The organism is Roseovarius sp. D22-M7 (genome assembly GCF_037083785.1).
Lineage (GTDB): Bacteria > Pseudomonadota > Alphaproteobacteria > Rhodobacterales > Rhodobacteraceae > Roseovarius.
The window spans coordinates 110,668-126,823 of sequence record NZ_JBAPKY010000002.1 but is presented as its reverse complement, the minus strand read 5'-3'; the positions used below and the strand labels follow the sequence as shown (position 1 = coordinate 126,823).

Below are 16,156 nucleotides of genomic sequence, written 5' to 3'. Positions count from 1 at the left end.
GATCTGGTGCAACCGCAGATACCTTGTCTTGCGGCGAGAACGGGGAGGGATCAAGCATGACCACCACGAAAGAGCCGGGGTTTCGCGACAGCGTCGACCTGATGTTCAACCGCGCGGTGTCGCTGATGGAGCTGTCGCCGGGCCTCGAGGAAAAGATCCGTGTCTGCAACGCCACCTATACCGTGCGGTTCGGCGTGCGGCTGCGCGGACAGATCCACACCTTCACCGGCTATCGAAGCGTGCATTCGGAACACCTGGAACCGGTCAAGGGGGGTATCCGCTATTCGCTGGCCGTGCACCAGGACGAGGTCGAGGCGCTCGCGGCGCTGATGACCTATAAATGCGCGCTGGTGGACGCGCCGTTCGGCGGCTCGAAGGGCGGGCTGTGCGTCGATCCGCGCGCGTGGGAAGAGCACGAACTGGAACTGATAACCCGACGGTTTGCCTATGAGTTGATCAAGCGTGACCTCATCCATCCCGCACAGAACGTCCCCGCCCCCGACATGGGCACCAGCGAGCGCGAGATGGCGTGGATTGCGGACCAGTACAAGCGCATGAACACCACCGATATCAACCACCGCGCCTGCGTGACAGGCAAGCCGATCCACGGCGGCGGCATTCAGGGCCGGACAGAGGCGACCGGGCGCGGGGTCCAGTACGCCCTGCAGGAATTCTTTCGTCACCGCGATGACGTCGCGGCGGCCGGGCTTTCGGGCACGCTGGACGGCAAGCGGGTGATCGTTCAGGGCCTTGGCAATGTGGGCTATCACGCCGCCAAGTTCCTCTCTGAAGAGGATGGCTGCAAGATCACCGCGATCATCGAGCGCGATGGCGCGCTGCTGGATGAAAAGGGTCTCGACGTCGAGGCGGTGCATAACTGGATCGGCCGGCATGGCGGGGTCGATGGCTATCCCGAAGGCCGGTTCATCCGCGATGGCGCCAAGGCGATGGAGGCGGAGTGCGAGATCCTCATCCCCGCCGCGCTGGAGGGGGTGATCAATCGCGACAACGCCGAGCGCATCAACGCCCCGCTGATTATCGAGGCCGCAAACGGGCCGGTCACCGCGGGGGCCGACGACATCCTGCGCCAGAAGGGCACGGTGATCATCCCCGACATGTACGCCAATGCCGGCGGCGTCACCGTGTCCTATTTCGAATGGGTCAAGAACCTCAGCCATATCCGCTTTGGCCGGCTTGGGCGGCGCCAGGAAGAAGCCCGGCACGACCTGCTGATCACAGAGCTGGAGCGCCTCAATCGCGGCATGGGCGATGCCTGGGAAATGTCACCCGATTTCAAGCAGAAATACCTGCGCGGGGCCGACGAGTTGCAACTCGTGCGTTCGGGTCTCGACGACACCATGCGCAGCGCCTACCAGTCGATGCGCGAGGTCTGGCACGACCGTCAGGACGTGACCGATCTGCGCACCGCCGCCTACCTGGTGTCGATCGCCAAGGTCGCCGCAAGCTACCGCGCCATGGGGCTCTGACCGGCCGATTGGCACAGGTGCAACGGGCGGCATGGCCGAGTGCTGCACCCTATGGACTTTGGCAGCCAAGAGACCGATATTTGCGGGATGAGCCTTCCACCCGGATTTCTGGACGAATTGCAAGGCCGGCTGTCGCTCAGCCAGGTGGTCGGGCGAAAGGTCAGCTGGGACATGCGCAAGTCCAATCAGGCCAAGGGCGACATGTGGGCCCCGTGCCCGTTCCACCAGGAAAAGACCGCGTCCTTTCACGTCGATGACCGCAAGGGGTTTTACTACTGCTTCGGCTGTCACGCCAAGGGCGACGCGATTTCTTTCATCCGCGAGACCGAGAATGTCGAGTTCATCGAGGCGGTGAAGATCCTCGCCGGCGAGGCCGGCATGAGCGTGCCGGAACGCGACCCTCAGGCGCAGGCCAAGGCCGACCGGCGCACGCAGCTTGTCGAGGTGATGGACCAGGCGGTCAGGTATTTCGGGATGCAGTTGCGCGGTAGTGCCGGAGCGGCGGCGCGCGACTATCTCGTGGGGCGCAAACTCGACGCCGCAACGCAGGCGCGCTTCGATCTGGGCTTCGCGCCGGAGGGCTGGCAGGGGCTGTGGGATCACCTGAGCGGAAAGGGCATGCCCCCCGAGTTGATCCTCGCCTGCGGGCTGGCCAAGGAAAGCGGCAAGGGCGGCAAGCCCTACGACACCTTCCGCAACCGGATCATGTTCCCCATCCGCGACGCCCGCGGGCGCTGCATCGCGTTCGGCGGCCGCGCGATGGACCCGAACGATAACGCCAAGTACCTCAATTCGCCTGAAACCGAGATCTTCGACAAGTCCCGCACGCTTTACAATCACGCCCCCGCGCGGGAGGCGGCGGGCAAGGCCCAGCCGCTGATCGTGGCCGAAGGCTACATGGACGTGATCGCGCTGGTCGCCGCAGGCTTTGATGCGGCGGTGGCACCCTTGGGCACCGCGGTGACCGAGCATCAGTTGCAGCTTCTGTGGCGCGTCACCGACGAGCCGGTGATCATGCTCGACGGCGATACCGCGGGTCTCCGCGCGGCCTACCGCGTGATCGATCTGGCGCTGCCGTTGCTCGAGGCGGGGAAATCGCTGCGTTTCGCGCTGATGCCCGAAGGGCAAGACCCCGATGACGTGCTGCGCGCCGAGGGCGCGGGCGCGGTGCAGGCGCGGGTCGACGACGCGCTGTCGCTGGTGCGGCTGCTTTGGCAGCGCGAGACGGAAGGGCGCCGCTTCGACAGCCCCGAGCGCAAGGCGGCGCTGGAACGTGTGTGCCGCGAAAAGACCGCGCTGATCCGCGACCCGTCGCTGCGGTTTCATTACGAGCGCGAGTTGAAGGATCTGCGCTGGAAATTGTTCAATCCGCGCCGGACGGCCGGAGGCGGCGCGGCGCGGGCGCGCGGCGGCAGATGGGACCTGCCGGAGCCGGCGCGCGCCACCACCAAATCCTCGCTTCTGGTGACGGGGGGGAGCAACACCGAGACCCATCTGCTCGAGGCGGTGATTCTGGCGACAATGATCTGCTGTCCGGAAGTCGTCGACAGCTTCGACAGTCAGGTCGACCGGCTGGAATGCCGCGATCCCGACCATGCCATGCTGCGGACTTTGATCCTGCGCCACGCCAGCGAGGGGGCCGAGACGCTGCGCGCCCGCATAAATGCGGAACTGGGCAGCGAGCGGCTTGAAAAACTGCTGTCGCTTCCCCACGTCACACTCGCACCGCCGGTGCGTCACCCCGGCGACGCGGCACTTGCCAGCCTGACGTTGAGGGAGGCACTGGGCAAGCTGCTGACCCAACGGGGCGTGCAGGCAGAGGTGACCGAAGCCACAGCCGACATGGCCGGTCTGGCCGACGAGGCGATCACCTGGCGGCTGGGGCAGGCGGCGCAGGCCCGCAACCGTGCGCTGTGCAGCCAAGAGGATGACGATGCCGAATACGAGCACGGCGAGAACGGGGCACCGATCAAGCGAGACGAGAAAGAGCAGTTCGCGGCGCTGTTGAGCAGCATAAACTATTCCAAACCGAGGCGCTGAGACCCATTTGGTGAGGTTTGAGTAGGAAAATCAGGGTAAACGGGTGTCCGAATCAGTTCAGTGCGCTATTGATTCGGTCAGCCGAATCGACGCTACCGTCCCCAATCGAGGAGTCTTTAATGGCCGCCAAGGATACTGAAGACCGCAAGCCCGACGACGCCGAAATGGAGGGGTCGCTCGACATGAGCCAGGCGGCGGTCAAGAAAATGATCTCCGAGGCGCGCGAAAAGGGGTTCATCACGTACGATCAGCTCAACGCCGTCCTGCCGCCCGACCAGGTCGGCAGCGAGCAGATCGAGGACGTGATGTCGATGCTGTCGGAGATGGGCATCAACATCATCGAGGCCGAGGACGCCGAGGAGGAAGAGAGCAAGACCACCGCCGTGGCCGAGGTCCACAAGCGCGGCGAGGTCGCGGTCGGCACCGCCAAGGAAGACAAGCTCGACCGCACCGATGACCCGGTGCGCATGTACCTGCGCGAGATGGGGTCGGTCGAACTGCTCAGCCGCGAGGGCGAGATCGCCATCGCCAAGCGGATCGAGGCCGGGCGCAACACGATGATCGCGGGCCTCTGCGAAAGCCCGCTGACCTTCCAGGCGATCACCATCTGGCGCGACGAGCTGCTGAGCGAGGACATCTTGCTGCGCGACGTGATCGACCTCGAGACGACCTTCGGCAATCAGACCCTCGAGGACGGCGCCGAATCCGTGGCGGCGGCCGCCAACATCTCGCAGCCCCCTGAAAAGGAAGAACAATCCGACGGTTCCTCGCCGGAACTGGACGCGGACGGAAACCCCATCCAGCGCGACGACGACGAGGACGAGGACGAGCAGGCCAACATGAGCCTCGCCGCGATGGAGGCGGCGCTGAAGCCGCGGGTGCTCGAGACGCTCGACCGGATCGCCGACGATTTCGCCATGCTGTCGGAGATGCAGGACAGCCGCATTTCCGCGACGCTCAACGAGGACGGGTCCTTCTCGAAGGAGCAGGAGAAAAAGTACCAGAAGCTGCGCTCGGAAATCGTGGTTCTCGTCAACGAGTTGCACCTGCACAACAACCGCATCGAGGCGCTGATCGACCAGCTTTACGGCATCAACCGCCGGATCATGCAGATCGACACGGCGATGGTCAAACTGGCCGACCAGGCGCGGATCAACCGCCGCGAGTTCATCGAGGAATATCGCGGCCGCGAGCTTGACCCGAACTGGGTCGAGGACATGAAGCAGAAGCCCGGACGTGGCTGGCAGATGCTGATGGAGCGCAGCCCCGAGAAGGTGGCAGAGTTGCGCAACGACATGGCGCAGGTCGGGCAGTATGTCGGCCTCGACATCTCCGAGTTTCGGCGCATCGTCGGGCAGGTCCAGAAGGGCGAGAAGGAGGCCCGTCAGGCCAAGAAGGAAATGGTCGAGGCGAACCTGCGGCTGGTCATCTCGATCGCCAAGAAATACACGAACCGTGGCCTTCAATTCCTTGATCTCATTCAGGAAGGCAATATCGGCCTGATGAAGGCCGTGGACAAGTTCGAGTATCGCCGCGGCTACAAGTTCAGCACCTACGCGACTTGGTGGATCCGCCAGGCGATCACCCGCTCGATCGCCGACCAGGCGCGCACCATCCGCATCCCGGTGCACATGATCGAGACGATCAACAAGCTGGTGCGCACGGGGCGGCAGATGCTGCACGAGATCGGGCGCGAACCGACGCCGGAAGAGCTGGCCGAAAAGCTGCAGATGCCGCTGGAGAAGGTCCGCAAGGTGATGAAGATCGCCAAGGAGCCGATTAGCCTCGAGACACCGATCGGCGACGAGGAGGACAGCCAGCTTGGCGATTTCATCGAGGACAAGAACGTCATCCTGCCGCTGGATTCGGCCATTCAGGACAACCTCAAGGAAACCACGACGCGGGTCCTGTCGTCGCTGACCCCGCGCGAGGAGCGCGTGCTGCGCATGCGCTTCGGCATCGGGATGAACACCGATCACACGCTAGAAGAGGTGGGCCAGCAGTTCAGCGTCACCCGCGAGCGTATTCGCCAGATCGAGGCCAAGGCCTTGAGAAAGCTGAAACATCCCAGCCGCTCGCGCAAGCTGCGCAGCTTCCTCGACCAGTAGGGCGGGCCGATGTCGATCCTGTCACGGTTGTTCGGGGGCGGCGGCAAACCGCAAGCGCGCGACGAGGCGTCCGAGACCTACAAGGGCTGTCGCATCGTCGCAGCACCGCAAAAGGCCGAGGGCGGGCACCGCGTCGGGGCCCTGATCGAGAAGGAGATCGGCGGCGAGGTGAAGGTGCACAACCTGCTGCGCGCCGACACCGTGGGCAGCCTCGACGAGGCCGAGGCGTTCTCGATCCGCAAGGCGAAACAGGTGATCGACGAGCGCGGCGATACGCTGTTCGACTGACGCAAACCCGGGATCGCTGCGTACAGGGTGTACGTTTTCGCGCCGAAAATGTACGCACCAAACCACAACGTTTGACGTCAGCCGCAGCCCGTACGCGCTGTTAACGGCTTTACGCCGAGGGGCCCGCTGCGGCGCGAACGAGAAACGCCGCGGAGCCTGTCCTAAAGACACCGTTATCCCGGCGCGCGCAGGTCGATATGTGAACGGACCGTGCGCCTATTTCAGCACCGACCGGCCGGCATAGCGGGCGGTGTAGCCCAGCATCTCCTCGATCCGGATCAACTGGTTGTATTTCGCCAGCCGGTCCGAGCGTGCGAGGCTGCCGGTCTTGATCTGGCCGCAATTGGTAGCCACGGCGAGATCGGCGATGGTGGCGTCCTCGGTCTCGCCCGAGCGGTGCGACATCACGTTGGTCATGCCGGCGCGGTGCGCCATCTCGACCGCCTGCAGCGTTTCGGTCAGCGTGCCGATCTGGTTGACCTTGACCAGCATGGAATTGGCGGCGCCCTTTTCGATGCCCATGGCGAGGCGGTCGGGATTGGTGACGAAGAGGTCGTCGCCGACAAGCTGCACGCGGTCGCCGATGGCGGCGGTCAGCGCGGTCCAGCCGTCCCAGTCATCCTCGGAACACCCATCCTCGATCGAGACGATCGGGTAATCGCCGACCAGCGCCGCGAGATAGGCGACGTTTTCATCCGGCGTCAGGGTTTTTCCCTCTCCGGCAAATACATACTTGCCGTCCTTGAAGTATTCCGTGGCCGCGCAATCGAGCGCGAGGCAGATGTCGGTGCCCGGCGCGTATCCGGCCTTTTCGACGGATTTCAGAATAAAATCAAGCGCGTCGCGGGTGGAGTTGAGGTTGGGCGCGAAGCCGCCCTCGTCGCCGACGCCGGTGGCGAGGCCGGCTGCGGTCAGCTCCTTCTTCAGGGTGTGGAACACCTCGGCGCCCATGCGCACCGCGTCGCGCATGGTCCCGGCCGAGACCGGCATGATCATGAATTCCTGCACGTCGATCGGGTTGTCGGCATGTTCGCCGCCATTGATGATGTTCATCATCGGCACCGGCAGGGTGCGCGCCGAGGTGCCGCCCACGTAGCGGAAAAGCGGTTGCCCGGTGAAATCGGCGGCGGCGCGGGCGGCGGCGAGGCTGACCCCCAGAATGGCGTTGGCGCCGAGGCGGGCCTTGTTGGGGGTGCCGTCAAGCTCGATCATGCCGAGATCGAGCGCCACCTGTTCGGTGGCGTCCATGCCCAGCAACTCGGTGGCGATCTCGCCGTTGACGGATGCGCAGGCCTCCAGCACGCCCTTGCCGCCATAGCGCGCGGGGTCGCCGTCGCGCCGTTCCACGGCCTCGTGCGCGCCGGTCGAGGCGCCCGAGGGGACGGCGGCGCGGCCCATCGTGCCGTCCTCGAGGGTCACGTCCACCTCGACCGTCGGATTGCCCCGGCTGTCGAGGATTTCGCGGGCGTGGATGTCGATGATGCTGCTCATGTCTCTGGACCCTCTGGATGCGATATGGTTGCCACCGGCATAGCAAGATTTCCCCGCCATGCAAACGCGGCATCAGCGGTAGGGTGTCAGCGGCACCGAAGGTGTCGCGATGCGCCGCGCGAGGCGGCGCTCGCGCCAGAAGGTGAAGAGCCCCGAGGCGATGATGATCGCGGCGCCGGTCAGCGTCCAGATGTCGGGGCGCTCGTCGAAGACCGTCACGCCGATGATCAGCGCGAAGATCAGCCGCGAATAGCGGAACGGCGTGATCACCGACACATCCCCCAGCCGCATCGCCGCGACGATGGCGTAATAGGCGGCCAGCGCGCAGGCGAGCGCCAGCGCCAGATCCCGCCAGGCGATGGCCGAGGGCAGGGAGGGCGCGCCGCCGAAGGCCAGCAGGATCAGGCCGGTGGGCACCAGCGTGGCGAAGGCATAGGTCGAAAGCTGCATCGATGAGATGGTGCGCGGCACCGCCCTTGTGGCAAGGTCGCGGATCGCCAGCCCGATCACGCCCTGCAGCGCGAAGAGCGAGGCGGGCTGGAACGCGTCGAACCCCGGCCGGATCACCATCAGCACGCCGCAGAACCCCACGAGGATCGCGGTCCAGCGTTTCCAGCCCACGGCCTCGCCGAAGAAGAGCGCGGCACCCAGCGTCACCGCAAGTGGCGTGGCCTGCAGGATCGCCGAGGCCGAGGAGAGCGGCGTGAGGGCGATGGCGGTGACGAACCCGATCGTGCCGACCAGTTCGCCGAGGTTGCGCAGGAGCACCGCGCGTGTGATCAGGTCGCGCGACCAGAGCCGGCGGCCCTGCGCGCGGGTTACCAGGCCGAAGACCAGCGCGCCGCCGAAGCCCAGGAACATGATGATCTGCCCCACGGGCATGGTTTCGGCCAGACGCTTGATGAACAGGTCCTCAAGCGCGAAGCCGGCCATCGCGAGAACCATCAGGATGCTGCCGCGCAGGTTTTCCATCGGGGTACGTCCTTGTCCGGCCAAAGCCCGACGGTAGCGCAGCCGCGCCCCCCGAGAAAGCCGCCAAGCTATGACAGGACCACAATACCGCTATGCTTGGCCTTGTGTTCCGGCTCGACATGGATGGTGACGCGGGCATCGGGCAGGGCGTCCATCAGCGCCGCCTCGATCCGGTCGCAGAGGTCGTGCGCGGCCTCGACCGTGGTTTCGCCCGGCACCACGAGGTGGAAATCGATGAAGGTGACCTGCCCGGCATGGCGGGTGCGCAGGTCATGCGCCTCGAGCGCCGCGTCCTCGGATGCGGCGTCGGAGATGATCTGCCGGATGCGCGCCAGTTCCGCCTCGGGCACCGCCTCGTCCATCAGCCCGCTGAGCGAGCCCTTGATGACCGTCCAGCCCGACCAGATGATGTTGAGCGCCACCAGCACCGCCATCGCGGGGTCGAGCCACCACCAGCCGGTGGCGAAGGCCAGCGCCACGCCGATGAACACCCCCACCGACGAGACGACATCGGTCAGCAGGTGCCGCCCGTCGGCCACCAGCGCGGGCGACCGGTGCCGGCGCCCGTTGCGGATCAGGATCGCGGCCCAGATCCCGTTGATCAGGCTGGCCCCGGCATTGATCGCCAGTCCGACGAGCGGCGCGTCGAGCGGGCGGGGGGCGAGGAACCCCGCATAGGCCTCGCGCAGGATGAAGAGTGCTGCGATGACGATCAGCACGCCTTCGAGCACCGCCGAGAAGAATTCCGCCTTGTGGTGGCCGTAGGGGTGGTTGTCATCCGCCGGTCGCCGCGCCAGGTGCAGCGCCGCGACGACCGCCAGCGCGGCGGCCACGTTCACGAGGCTTTCCAGCGCGTCCGACATCAGCGCCAGCGAGCCGGTCAGCTGCCATGCCACCGCCTTCAGCCCCAGCACCAGCAGCCCGACCGCCACGCTGCCCATCGCCAGCCGCATGATCCGCGTGGTGGATCGCCTGCCCATCCCCGTTTCCATGCCGCCGCCCTACTTGCCGGATTTCAGCGGCACGCCGTAAAGCTCCAGCCGGTGACCGATCAGCCGGTAGCCGAGTTTCTCGGCGATGCGGTCCTGCAGCGCCTCGATGTCGGGATCGACGAACTCGATCACCTCGCCGGAATTCATGTCGATGAGGTGGTCGTGATGGTCGCGCTCGGCATCCTCGTAGCGCGCGCGGCCGTCGCCGAATTCGTGCTTCTCGATGATCCCGGTTTCCTCGAACAGCTTCACCGTGCGGTAGACGGTGGCGATCGAGATGCGCGGATCCACGGCCGTGGCGCGGGCGTAAAGCTCCTCGACATCGGGGTGGTCGTCGCAGTCTTCCAGCACGCGCGCGATGGTGCGCCGCTGGTCGGTCATGCGCAGGCCCTTGGCGGTGCAGCGGTTGATGATGGTATCGCGCATCGGCGGCCTCTTACCTTCGTGGTGCGCCGTCATAGCGGACAGTGCCGCGTGTTTCCATCGTTTTCGGCCCCGCGACGCGCCCTAATGCGGCGCGGTCTTCGAGAAAAGCTGGATCACCACGATGCCCGAGATGATCAGCGCGGTGCCGATCACCGCCGGCAGGTCCAGTTTCTGGCCGAAGACGACATAGCCAATCGCGGCGATGAACACGATCCCCAGCCCCGCCCAGATCGCGTAGACCACGCCGACCGGCATGTATTTGAGGGTGATGGCCAGCAGGTAGAAGCTGAGCCCGTAGGCCACAACCACGAAGACCGACGGCCACAGCCGGGTGAATTGCTGGCTGGCCTGCAGCGCCGTGGTGCCGGCGGTTTCCGCGAGGATCGCGAGGGCGAGGATGAGGTAGACATACGGGATCATCGGGCGGGGCTCCGGGGTCGGGCGGTCGGGTGCCCCGAGGCATATCCGGGTTATGCGCCGCGGTCCAGCGGAGGGCGCGGCAAGCGCCCTCCGGGTGCGTCGTTCAGCCGATGATCGCGTTGAGCGTCGGGCTGGGGCGCATCACCTGCGACAGCTTGTCGGGATCGGGGTGATAGTAGCCGCCGATATCGGCGGGCGCGCCCTGGGCCGCCGCAAGCTCGGACGTGATCTTGTCCTCGTCTTCGGCAAGGGCCTTGGCGACGGGGCCGAATTCCTCGGCCAACGCGGCATCGCCCGATTGCGCCGCCAGCGCCTCGGCCCAGTAGCGGGCGAACCAGTAGTGGCTGTCGCGGTTGTCGGGCTGGCCGGCCTTGCGCGAGGGCGAGCGGCCATTGTCGAGGATGCCTTGCGTGGCGACCTCGGCGGCCTCGCCCAGCACGCGGGCGCGCTTGTTCTCGTGGGTTTCGGCGAGGAACTTGAAGCTTTCGCCCAATGCGCAGAATTCGCCCAAGCTGTCCCACCGCAGGTGGTTTTCCGCGATCAGCTGATCCACATGCTTGGGCGCCGAGCCGCCCGCGCCGGTCTCGAACAACCCGCCGCCCTGCATCAGCTTGACGATCGACAGCATCTTCGCCGAGGTCGCCAGTTCGAGGATCGGGAAGAGGTCGGTCAGGTAGTCGCGCAGCACGTTGCCGGTGATCGCGATGGTGTTCTCGCCGCGGGTGACGGTTTCCAGGCTGACGCGGGTGGCCTCGCGCGGGGCCATGATCTCGAAGCGGTCGGCGACGCCCCGGTCCTCGAGCATCGGCTTCAGGATGGCGATCAGTTCGGCGTCATGCGCGCGGCTCTGATCCAGCCAGAAGATCGCGCGGTAGCCGGTCGCCTTCTGGCGCTCGATCGCGAGGGTCACCCAATCCTCGATCGGGGCGCGGTTGGCAGAGGCCGAGCGCCAGATGTCGCCGGGCGCGACCTTGTGTTCATGCAGCACCGTGCCGTCGTCGAGCACCATCTTCACGGTGCCCGCCTCGGGGATCTCGAAGGTGGTGGGGTGGCTGCCGTATTCCTCGGCCTTCTGCGCCATCAGCCCGACATTCTGCACCGTGCCGGCAGTGGCGGGGTCGAACTTGCCGTGTTCCTTGAAGAACTTGATCGCCTCGTCATAGACCGGCGCGTAGGTGCTGTCGGGGATCACGCAGACCGCGTCGTGCTGGGCGTCGTCGGGGCCCCAGCCCTTGCCGCCCGAGGCGATCAGCGCCGGCATCGAGGCGTCGATGATGACGTCCGAGGGCACGTGCAGGTTGGTGATGCCTTTTCCTGAGTCGACCATGTACATCGGCGGGCGGTCGTCCATGCAGGCATCGATCGCCTTGAGGATCTCGGGGCGGTCCTTGACGCGATCCAGCAGGTCCTCGAGCCCGGCACTGGGCTGCACGCCGAGCGATGTCATCTCGTCGCCGTACTGCTCGAACACGGGCGCGAGGAAGGTCCGAACCGCGTGGCCGAAGATGATCGGGTCGGAGACCTTCATCATCGTCGCCTTGAGGTGGATCGAGAAGAGAATGCCCTCGGACTTGGTGCGCTCGATCTCGGCTTCGAGGAAGGCGTCGAGGGCCTGCGCGCTGAGGTAGGTGGCGTCGACCACCGCGCCGGCGGGGTAGTCGAGCCCCGCCTTGAGCGTGGTCTCGCCCCGGGGCGTTTCCAGCACGATCTTGGCGCCGGTGGCGTCGGGCAGGGTGGCCGACGTCTCGTTCGCGTAGAAGTCGCCCTTGTCCATTGTCGCGACGCGGGTCTTGCTGTCGGGGGACCAGTCGCCCATGCGGTGCGGGTTGTTCTGCGCGTAGCGCTTGACCGGGGCGGCGGCGCGGCGGTCGGAATTGCCCTCGCGCAGGACCGGGTTCACCGCCGAGCCCTTGATCGCGTCGTAGCGCGCGCGGGCGTCCTTCTCGGCGTCGGTCGCGGGCGCGTCGGGATAGTCGGGGATGGCGTAACCCTGTCCCTGCAATTCGCGGATCGCCTCGACCAGCTGCGGCACCGAGGCGGAGATGTTGGGCAGCTTGATGACGTTGGCACCGGGGGTCTTCACCAGTCGGCCCAGCTCCGCGAGGTCGTCGGGGATGCGCTGATCGTCTTTCAGGTGATCCGGAAAGGCCGCCAGGATGCGCCCCGCAAGCGAGATGTCGCGGGTGTCCACCGAGACGCCCGCCGCCCCTGCGAACCGCCGGACGATCGGCAGCAGCGAGGCCGCGGCGAGTTCCGGGGCCTCGTCGACCTTGGTGTAGACGATATCGGGGGTGGAGGTATTGGCCATCGGGGATCCTTTCCGATCAGGTTTGGTCCGATGCCGCGCAGGTCGCGGCACACGGGCGACTCGTTGGATTGCCCCTGTCTTAACCGAAAAACCCGCGGCGGGAAAGATAGTATGCGACGGTATACAAAAAATCCCCGGGGCGTAGCGGCAAGTGGCGCGCCGACGTCGCGTGATCGCGGCCTTTGCCGGCCGGTGTCAGCGGGCGGGCGGTTCGCCGATCCAGACGTCCTTGACACCGGCCCGGCCGCGCAGCGCCTGTCGCGCCGCCATGCGCAGCCCGGCCCGCGCGGCCCAGTCCGAGGCCGCGGGGCCGCTCGCGATCAGCGTGTCCGAAAGCGCCAGCGACGCGTGGCTGGCGCGCGCCACGTCGAGCAGGCGGCTGGCGGTGTTGACGACATCGCCGCTGACCGACAGGTGACGGTGTCGCAGCCCGCCCATCACCCCGACCTGGACCGCGCCCAGATGGCCGCCCACCCGCAGGCCAAGCCCGGGCCAGTCGGGGCAGCCATGCATCGCGGCATAAAGCGTGTCGATGAAGCGCAGGGCATGTTCGGTGTCGTCGGGGCCCGGATCCGGCACGCCGAAGACCACCAGCGCGCCATCGCCGGCGAAATGCGCGATGACACCGCCCGAAGGCTCTGCCGCCGCCTCGACCAGCCGGTGGAAAAGCCCCAGGAAGGCGTTGGTCTCGGCCGGGTCGAGATGCTCGGAATGGGTGGTGAAGCCGGCCACATCGACGAACAGCACCACCGCCGGCTGCGGCGGCTGATGCTGCAGCGGGGCGTCCTGCGTGGCAAGCGTCTCGACCATGGCGGGCGACTGGTAGCGCGCCAGGTTTGCCGAGCGGCGCCGCTGGTCCAGCCGCCGCAGCCCTGCGCCGGCCGCGGCGCCGAGGCTCAGCGCCAGCAGCACCGTCACGGCATCCAGCCACCAGCCCGCCACGAACGCCGCCTGCAACACCGTCACGGCGGCAAGGACAACGCCGAGCGTCGCGGCGATGGCCCAGGCGGGCGGGTTGAGGCTCGCGGCCGCGAACCCGGCAAGCGCGGCGGCCACGGCGAGCGCCGCGCCGCGCAGCCACGCCGCGCCGTCGCGTCGCAGCGCCCGCCCGGTCAGAAGGTTGGCGGCGAGCGTGGCATGCACCTCGACCCCCGGCAGCGTCGCGTCGAAGGGGGTGGGGTGGCTGTCGCCGAAGCCGACCGCGGTGGCGCCCACGAAGACGGTGCGCCCGGCGAGGTCGATCTCAGCCAGGTCGCTGGCCGAGAAGGTCGGAATGGTCCCCGCCGGGCCGAGGTAGTTCAGCGGCAGCGTTCCGTGCCGGTCGAGCGGGTGTGCGCGCCCGCCGAGATCCAGCCGCCCGCCGATCCCGTCGGCGGGCATGCGCAGCCGGGGCGGCGCGGTATCGGCGCGCGCGGCAAGCGCCGCGATGGCGAGGCCGGGCAGGTGCAGGACGCCTTGCGACGTGGTCACCGCCAGCGCCGGGCGCATGCGCCGCAGCGCGCCGTCGGCGTCGTGTCGCACCGTGGCATGGCCCAGCCGCGCCGCCGCCCGCAGCGCCGGGACCGGGGCGAGCGCCGGCAGCGGATCCTGCGGCGCCGGGCCGGTGAAGAGCGCGAAACCGCCGGGATCTGACAAGACGGGCCGGGGCGTGCCGGACGGCGCCTCGGCCACCGCCAGCACAGAAGCGCCCTGTGCCAGCGCCGCGGCAAGGCCCCCGTCATCGGAGCGTGGATCGATCAGCAGGAAATCCACGGCGACGGCGTCGGCCCCGGCATCCCACGCCGCGGACACGGCCGCGCCAAGCGCCGCCCGGGGCGGCGGAAAGGTGTCGAGATCGGCCATCGTCGCGTCGTCGAAGGCGAGGATCGCCACGTCCGGCGGCGCCGCCAGCGGCCCGCGCAAGACGAAGCGCGCGTCGAGAAGCCGCCCCTCGATCCCCGCCCAGAAGTCTTCGCGGTCGCCCGGGTGCCAGAGGCCGATCACGACGGCCCCCAGCAGGACCATCGCCAGCCCGCACAGCCATTCGCGCAGAAACCGGCGGCGCGGTTTCACCACCGCGGGCCGAGCAGGTCCGCGAAAAGATCGATGCGCGCCTGGCCCCAGCGGACCACCGGCCCGACCTCGCCCGCGGCGGTCACGTCGACGCCGTCGCCGGCCTGCAGCCGCGCGGTGCCATCCTCGCCGAAGACGAAGACGGTGCCGTCGCGGCTGAAGACGGCGCTGGCGCGGTTTTCGACCCGCATCGCCCATTGGGTCGAGCGGACTGCGGCCACCGCCGAGGGCGTGTTCACCTGGATGCCGTCACCGCCGGTGCGATCGAAGAGGAACCCGGCGATACCGTTCATCAGCCGCACCCCGAAAGGCCGGGTTGTCGCGCCCTCCAGAAAGCCCGAGACGGCGATCTCGCTTTGCGGGCCGATGACGACCGCCAGACCGTCCGGGCAGGTCATGCGAACGCGCGACGCCTCCTCGGTGCGCAGCGTGGCGTTGCGGCCAAGCCCCAGCCCCGGCACCGCCACAAACCGACCCGCGCCGCGCGCCGACACCTCTGCACTGCCCGCGACATGGGTGATGAAACAGGCCGCGTCCGCATCGGCCCGGAGCGGTGAGGCGGGGCCGAGTGTCGCGACCGCGAGGATGAAAGCCGCCCCGAGCCGGGCGGCAACGGGCCAGCGATGGAAAAGAGATCTGTTTGAAATGCGCATGGCGGAACGATACGGATCCGCTGACGTCGCGTCAATCGCGCGGCGCGGTCACGCCGAGGACAGCCACCGCCGGATATGGGCGAGCGCCGCCTCGGGGGCCTCCTCGTGGGCGAGGTGACCCGCGCCCTCCATGCAGATCACCTCGGCACGGGCAAGCCTGGCGGCCGCGCGGGCCGACACGTCGGGCGCCACCGCGCTGTCGGCCGCGCCGGTCAGCAGCAGGCAGCGGGCGGTGATGTCGGGCAGATGGTCCAGCAGGCGCGTGACATCCCATTGCGCCATCATCTGCAGAGTGGCATCGACATGCGCGCGGTCCGAAAAGAGCCGCCCGTAGCAGGTGAAGCCCCGCGCGTCGATCTCCGACCCGGTGCCGCGGATCAGGCGCCGGGCGCGCGTCGTCGGGTCGCCGCCGAAGGTGAAGAGCGTCGCGGTCAGCGGGTTCAGCGCAAGAACCTTGGCCAGCACCGGGAAAAGCCAGCCCGCCACGCCCTGGAACCGGTCCAGCGCCGCGTTGATGCCGATCACGTCGGGGGGGCGGCCTTCGGAGCCGGTCATGCGCCGCGCGAGGTCGAGCGCGATGGCCGCCCCCGCGGAATGGCCGATGATGGCGCGCGGCGCCCAGCCTTGGGCGTCGCAAAGCGCGTGGATATCCTCGGCCATGGCGGGCAGGCCCAGCCGGCGCCGGGTGCCGGCGCGGGTAAAGCCCTGCCCCGGCAGGTCGAGCGCCACGACATGGAACTCCTCGGCCAGCGGCAGGATCATGTCGCGCCAGCTATGGGTGGAGCCGCCCGCGCCGTGGATCAGCAGGATCGTGTCGCCCGCGCCGCCCTCCTGCACGTGCCAGTCATGCGGACGGTGCCGGATGCGCCGCGAGAGATCGTGCAGCGGCCAGGTCGGCAGATCGCGTGTCCAGTGCATG

At 67.7% G+C, this 16,156-nt stretch carries 13 protein-coding genes; 4 read left to right on the top strand and 9 right to left on the bottom strand.

The genetic code is table 11. The features are described 5' to 3' along the window. The first annotated feature begins 56 nt into the window (after positions 1-56). The 4 genes from V8324_RS01625 to V8324_RS01610 all read left to right on the top strand — a co-directional run bounded on the left by V8324_RS01625 (position 57) and on the right by V8324_RS01610 (position 5,923). Positions 57-1,487 carry a Glu/Leu/Phe/Val family dehydrogenase gene (locus V8324_RS01625; RefSeq protein WP_336418162.1) on the top strand — a complete coding sequence of 477 codons (1,431 nt, stop codon included), beginning with the start codon at positions 57-59 and terminating at the stop codon, positions 1,485-1,487. Between the two features lie 87 nt (positions 1,488-1,574). Further along, positions 1,575-3,527 carry a DNA primase gene (dnaG, locus tag V8324_RS01620; RefSeq protein ID WP_336418161.1) on the top strand — a complete coding sequence of 651 codons (1,953 nt, stop codon included), beginning with the start codon at positions 1,575-1,577 and terminating at the stop codon, positions 3,525-3,527. A 119-nt stretch (positions 3,528-3,646) separates the two neighbouring features. Next, the gene (gene rpoD, locus V8324_RS01615; protein ID WP_336418160.1) at positions 3,647-5,635 is read left to right on the top strand and encodes an RNA polymerase sigma factor RpoD; all 1,989 of its coding nucleotides are present in this window, start codon (positions 3,647-3,649) and stop codon (positions 5,633-5,635) included. Between the two features lie 9 nt (positions 5,636-5,644). Then, positions 5,645-5,923: an HlyU family transcriptional regulator gene (locus V8324_RS01610; RefSeq protein WP_336418159.1), complete on the top strand. Its 279-nt coding sequence runs from the start codon at positions 5,645-5,647 to the stop codon at positions 5,921-5,923. A 216-nt stretch (positions 5,924-6,139) separates the two neighbouring features. Here the strand turns inward: V8324_RS01610 and eno are convergent, their stop codons facing one another. From eno to bchO, 9 genes are all read right to left on the bottom strand, one after another. Further along, on the bottom strand, positions 6,140-7,414 hold the full coding sequence (gene eno / locus V8324_RS01605) for a phosphopyruvate hydratase (RefSeq protein ID WP_336418158.1): 1,275 nt from the start codon (positions 7,412-7,414) through the stop codon (positions 6,140-6,142). A 72-nt stretch (positions 7,415-7,486) separates the two neighbouring features. Then, positions 7,487-8,386 carry a DMT family transporter gene (locus V8324_RS01600; RefSeq protein ID WP_336418157.1) on the bottom strand — a complete coding sequence of 300 codons (900 nt, stop codon included), beginning with the start codon at positions 8,384-8,386 and terminating at the stop codon, positions 7,487-7,489. Positions 8,387-8,454: 68 nt separating this feature from the next. Then, complete coding sequence (locus V8324_RS01595; RefSeq protein WP_336418156.1) at positions 8,455-9,366, bottom strand: cation diffusion facilitator family transporter; 912 nt, start codon at positions 9,364-9,366, stop codon at positions 8,455-8,457. A 21-nt stretch (positions 9,367-9,387) separates the two neighbouring features. Then, the gene (locus V8324_RS01590) at positions 9,388-9,804 is read right to left on the bottom strand and encodes a Fur family transcriptional regulator (RefSeq protein ID WP_336418155.1); all 417 of its coding nucleotides are present in this window, start codon (positions 9,802-9,804) and stop codon (positions 9,388-9,390) included. Between the two features lie 81 nt (positions 9,805-9,885). Continuing rightward, on the bottom strand, positions 9,886-10,224 hold the full coding sequence (locus V8324_RS01585) for an SMR family transporter (RefSeq protein WP_442970439.1): 339 nt from the start codon (positions 10,222-10,224) through the stop codon (positions 9,886-9,888). Positions 10,225-10,327: 103 nt separating this feature from the next. After that, positions 10,328-12,532 (bottom strand): NADP-dependent isocitrate dehydrogenase, encoded by a 2,205-nt coding sequence (locus tag V8324_RS01580; protein ID WP_336418154.1) that lies wholly within the window; start codon positions 12,530-12,532, stop codon positions 10,328-10,330. A 195-nt stretch (positions 12,533-12,727) separates the two neighbouring features. Then, a complete protein-coding gene (locus V8324_RS01575) occupies positions 12,728-14,584 on the bottom strand; it encodes a CHASE2 domain-containing protein (RefSeq protein WP_336418153.1) in 1,857 nt (618 codons plus the stop codon). Then, positions 14,581-15,237, bottom strand: coding sequence for a FecR family protein (locus tag V8324_RS01570; protein ID WP_336418152.1), 657 nt, complete (start codon positions 15,235-15,237; stop codon positions 14,581-14,583). The genes V8324_RS01575 and V8324_RS01570 overlap by 4 nt, the downstream gene beginning before the upstream one ends. Before the next feature lie 48 nt (positions 15,238-15,285). Beyond that, positions 15,286-16,155, bottom strand: coding sequence for an alpha/beta fold hydrolase BchO (gene bchO / locus V8324_RS01565; RefSeq protein ID WP_336418151.1), 870 nt, complete (start codon positions 16,153-16,155; stop codon positions 15,286-15,288). Between the last annotated feature and the right edge of the window lies 1 nt (position 16,156).